Annotated in this window: 3 protein-coding genes; all 3 read right to left on the bottom strand. The window is 55.5% G+C overall.

Annotated features, from left to right (window positions below):
• Positions 1 to 1,027 (bottom strand): FAD-dependent oxidoreductase (locus AC6FTP_RS25830; RefSeq protein ID WP_497209777.1); only part of this gene is annotated, 1,027 nt, incomplete at its 3' end.
• A 78-nt stretch (positions 1,028 to 1,105) separates the two neighbouring features.
• Positions 1,106 to 2,815 carry an amidohydrolase gene (locus AC6FTP_RS25835; RefSeq protein ID WP_497209778.1) on the bottom strand — a complete coding sequence of 570 codons (1,710 nt, stop codon included), beginning with the start codon at positions 2,813 to 2,815 and terminating at the stop codon, positions 1,106 to 1,108.
• Between the two features lie 339 nt (positions 2,816 to 3,154).
• Positions 3,155 to 4,137, bottom strand: a 983-nt coding sequence (locus AC6FTP_RS25840) for a hypothetical protein (protein ID WP_497209779.1), incomplete at its 5' end; no start/stop codon positions are given.

Genomic DNA, 4,137 nt, shown 5'->3' on the forward strand with positions numbered 1-4,137 from the left:
GATTGGGCACAGCCGCATCATTGGCCAGGAAATACAGCAGGCCCAGCGTGTAATCCATGTGGTCCTCGTAAATGCGAGCACGATTCTGATAGCTGGCATCTGGCCAGTCAAACTGACCGCCAAAATGTCCAAGTGAGTAAATGGCGGACTGCTTATTGTTCAGCTCATACTTGCCATTTCTCCGACTGTAGAGATCGAGCACATCTTCGAGCTTGGTTGGCTTCTGTTTGTTCGCTTGATCACGGAACCAATCCCCGAGCAAGGAATAGCGTGCTGCATCATAATGCTTCGGATTGGGAATAGGCACTTGCAGCTTCGGGTCCTTCGCAACGGTGAGTCGAAAGTTATAATTCATCGGCGCACGGTGTGCATCGCCTTCCTGGAGGTTCTTTGCCCAGGCGCTGATGCCGGGCAGGAGATTGCCGCTTGCATCGACCGTACGGGCCTTTCTTGGGGTTTTGTCGAATCGAATGCCCGCAGCATCCTCGCCAAACTCTGCCTTCGATTCACGACCCACTGTATAGTTCACACCCGCCCGAGCCATGAGGTCGCCCTCGTAGCTGGCATCTACAAATACCTTAGCCGTGAGCTTCGTGCCATCGGTCAAAGTAATGCCCGTGATTTTTGCGCCGTCCTTCGTCACTGCATCCACGCTTGAGCCGTAGCGTACCTCCACGCCTGCTTCTTTGAGCATATCCAAATACACCTTCTCCGCGACGCTCGACTCGAAGAAATACTCTGGCTGACCTGTGCCGTAGTGCTTCCCGAGTCGACGATAAAACTCATCCGCAAACCCACCAATGGTCCACTTCAGCATGTGCTCGCTCTCAGCCGTGTTGATGCCGCTCGTGCTCAGCCCGCCGACATGTTTCAACGGTTCAATGAGCACAACCTTCGCGCCTTCACGCGCTGCGGTGATAGACGCCGCTATGCCGCAGGGCACACCGGAATAGACGATAATGTCGGGCGAGGCGGCGTGAGTGGAGGAAAGCAGCAGTATTGGGATGAGTGCGAAGAGCAGTTTCATGGTTTCGATGGCGTTTTGTTCAACGAAGCCGAGCGTAAAATCAATGTTGGCCTTCGACTTTGATCATCGTGCCGCCCTCTATTTCCTCTCAAAGACTAGCTTCCCGCCCAACCAAGTTTTCAGTACTGCGATTCCTGGCAGATCCTCCAGAGCGCAACTCATTGGATCACGATCCGTGAGAATCAGATCGGCTAGCTTGCCCTTCTCGATGCTGCCGGTGTGCTGCTCGTTCTTGAGTAGGTAGGCATTATTTGTCGTGTAAAGCCGGAGCGCTTCCTCGCGGGTGAGAGCGTTCTCGGGATGCAAAGAATGGTTGAGCTTGCGTGCCTTGCGAGTGATCGCCGTCCACATCCCGAGCCAGGGGTTGTAGGGATTGATGCTGCGCAAAGAGCCAATCTTCTGCATGTGATCGCTGCCGCCGCCCACAATAACTTTTTGATCAAAGCAGGCGCGCAAGGGCTGGAAGCGAGCCATCCGTTCTTCGCCAAAGTGCTGCGTCAACGTGCGTCCATCCATGTGCAGCCAGATGGGCTGCAAGTCGATGCACACGCCGAGCTTCGCAGCCTTGTCGATGGACTCGGGAGCCATGAAGTTGCAATGCGTGACACTGCTGCGTGCATCACGCACGCTGTGACGCTGGTTCACCTCTTCATAGGTGTCGATGAGTAGCTTCACTGCGGCATCACCGACGCTGTGGGCGGTGAATTGGAGCCCTGCTGCCGTCACCTTTTCGACGAGTTGCTTCAACCGCTCTGCAGGCACTTTTTGCACGCCGCGATACGCAGGATCGCTGATGCCGTACGCTTCGCTCACGCCCCATGGATCGAGCATCCAAGCACTGCCGGTCAACATGCCGCCATCCAGGTAGATCTTGGTGCCGATGATCTGAAGCATGGCATCCGGCTTCGTGCGCGGGTGCACAATCACTTCATCAATGGCCTTAGCGCAGGCTGGCCATAGGCTCATGCTGGCGATGCCTGGAGACACTCTCATACGCACGCTGAGATCACCCTTTGCGAGCATATCCTCATACATCTCCACCTGCTTCAGGCTCGAATCACGATCAGCAACCGTCGTCAGCCCGATCTCGTTGTAAGCATGAAAAAGCTCGACGGTGCGGCGGTAGATGTCCTCGGCAGAGGGCGACTTGGCAGAGGATTTCGCCTTCACATTATGCGACAGACTCCGCAACAAACCCGTGGGTTCGCCTTGAGCATCCACCTCCATTTTGCCTGCGCTCCCCTCCGGCACCTTGAAATGACGATCATACCCACCGAGCTTGAGTGCGAGACTATTCAGCATCGAGTCTGGCCCCGTGGAAAACACCACCGGATTCTCCGGCGCAATGCGATCCAGCTCCTTGCGCATCGGGTAGCGCTTCTCCTCCAGCCGCGTGATGAAAACCTGCCTCACAAGGATCAACTCCCCTGGCTTCGACACTTTCACGCGCCCGGCGATGTAGGCGAGCACATCCGCGATGGTTTCCATGGTCGGAATCTCATGATCAAACTCCGTCATCGCCGCCGCCGGATGCACATGCGAATCCATGAGGCCTGGCAGTAAGGTTTTACCACCAAGATCCAATACCTGCGTGGTCCCATCCTTCAGCGCCAGAGTCTCCTCATTTGATCCGACAAACATGATCCGTCCGCCCTCATCCACCGCCACCGCCTCAGCAATGCGGAACTTCGCATCCACCGTCATCACCTTCCCATGATGCAAAATCAAGACCGGTGCGGCATGAAGACTGGAGAGGCAAAGGGAGGCGAGGAAAAGACGAACGGACATGTAGCCACTACGCACTCTGCGAAGGATTTTGCTCTCACTCTGGAGTGATTCATGACCCCCAACAGCTTCGCAAGCTTTTCGTTGATGTGAAAACCGGCGTCACCGTGCGATTCATTTCAGGCAGCGCGATCTCCACCAACTTAAGCACCACCACGCCGAGTTCCGCAGACGCACACCGAGACTGCGCAGGAACTCATTCACAGCATTAAAATTGCCTGGATCATCTTGATCCCCCGACGCCATGCGAAACGCACCCTTCTCGAGTCCTTAACTGGCAAAACCAAGGTACATTCCTGTGACTGCTTACTCGGGATGAACAGCTTGGCTCGGATCATGCGTCTAAAACTGCGCTGCCTTCTTGGCTGTCGCTGCTTTCTCGTCAGCAGCTTTCTTGTCAGCCTCAGCGCTCACAGCGGCGAGCTTCGCGTTCACCAACGGACGCAGCTTGAGCGAGTAGTGATAGATGCGCTTCAACTCTCGCGTGCCGCCGCTGGGTTCATACATCACAAGCGTGCCGCCGTCAGCGTCCTCGTGGATGAAATGACTTTTGCCAAACTTGCCGGGGCAATCAATAAACTCGCCATAACGGTTGGTGAGGTCGGCCAAGACAGCATCGGTGTGTTTTGCCGTATCTGTCGAGGGCTCGATGACCATGGCGTAGAACTGATTGTCAATGAACCATGCAGTGTAGCGTGCGATGGGCGTAGCATAGCTCCAGTAGTCGAAGTCGGGCGCCACGGGAATGCCAGTGGTCGCGATAAACTCATCCAACATGTCGAACCGCCCCGTGAAGGGCCGAGTCGCGATGGAGATACCGATTCGCTCGGCATTGTTCTCGGTGATCTGTTGCACTTGAAGCTTCAGTATGGCGGGCCAAAGATCGGCTTTGATCGTTTTCGCCACGGCTTCGGTGCTGACCAAATGCTTGCCATAAAACATGGCGATGTCCGGCGTGAGCCGACTGCTGATGAAGGACTCGGAGTGATCGTGCAGCAGGAAGGGAGTGAGCGATCTCGACGTCTCATCGAAGCTGCCTCCCCATTTGGCAGAGCGGAAGCCGGAGTGGTTGGTGAGTATGGCCTTGTCCTTCTGCAAAGCCTTCGCAATACGTGCGGTAAGGAAACGACGACACTCGTTTTGAATGAAGAGGATCTCATCCGAACGTTTCGCTTGAGTAACGAAGATCGTCGTCGTCGCCTTCGGTTCGATGCTGCGTTCGAGGAAGAGTTTCACGGGATTGATGAAGATCTCGGTTCCCTTCGGTCCCTTCACATCTTCAGCGGTATCGTTGCTCAATGCGAGATCCCAGAAACGCAGAACTT

It is taken from the genome of Prosthecobacter sp., from assembly GCF_044378005.1.
Taxonomy (GTDB): Bacteria; Verrucomicrobiota; Verrucomicrobiia; order Verrucomicrobiales; family Verrucomicrobiaceae; genus Prosthecobacter.